The sequence below is a fragment of the Bacteroides mediterraneensis genome (genome assembly GCF_900128455.1).
GTDB classification, from domain to species: Bacteria; Bacteroidota; Bacteroidia; order Bacteroidales; family Bacteroidaceae; genus Phocaeicola; species Phocaeicola mediterraneensis.
In genome coordinates, this window is the sequence record NZ_LT635797.1 from 1 (window position 1) to 876 (window position 876).

An 876-nucleotide genomic window follows, 5' to 3' on the forward strand; every position below is an offset into this window, starting at 1 on the left:
GTATCCCATAGTATCACCGGCAAAATCGAGGAAAAGCTTTTCGCCGCCCGTACGCATGTCGGCAAGTATGGTGGATGGCGACTCCTTCCTGGCCTCTGTGTTCTGATTGTAATGAAAACGGAACTGTGTCAGGCTGTAGTGGTCATCCGGATGCTCATTACGGTATTCTTCCCAAAGCAGCTTCAGCGTGACATGCTTGCGCTTCATCTCCTCCTGAAGATATGGAAGAAGGGCTTTGAATGTTTCAAAACGCTTGTCGCTATATGCAGGATTGCCGCCCTTGAGACGGTGCTCAAGAATGGGATCATCCAACCTGATAAGTTCATCAAGGCTCAGACTGTCAGCGTTGACCTTATTCATGTAGTTGTTCACTGTCTCCTTGTTCATGCCGATTATATCAGCAGCCTTGCGGTTGGAGATTCCGCTCTTCTTTAGTAGAAGAAGTTGTTTGATCTGGCTCATATTCTTACTTTTTCCTGCCATAGTCGTATCGTATGAAGATTGTTTTCTGCATACAAGATACGGGAAAAGAGTAGCAAGTGAACGGACATGCTCCGTTTTTTATGCAGGCATTGTCGTTTCTGTGAGAAGGTGAACGGATATACTCCGTTTTCCGTATGTAGACAACTGATTATAGTATTATTACATTCTCATTAGTGAACGGATATACTCCGATTTCTGTAGAGAAAACGGAGATTCTATCGTAATATCCAAACCACTGAACGGATATGCTCCGTTTTTTATGGCGTTTTGTGGCGTTTTTAGCTGAAATGAACGGATATACTCCGTTTTTCAGGCACTTTTCAAGGCCAATTTAGCGGTAAAACTGGATGGATTAAGCCGTTCAGAGTGGGTGGGGATGCTCCGTTTTCGGCA

The 876-nt window shown here is 44.5% G+C and carries 1 pseudogene; it reads right to left on the minus strand.

Annotated features, from left to right (window positions below):
• Positions 1-483 (minus strand): annotated as a pseudogene (locus BQ7480_RS17505) (IS21 family transposase); the annotation flags it as partial.
• Positions 484-876: the final 393 nt, after the last annotated feature.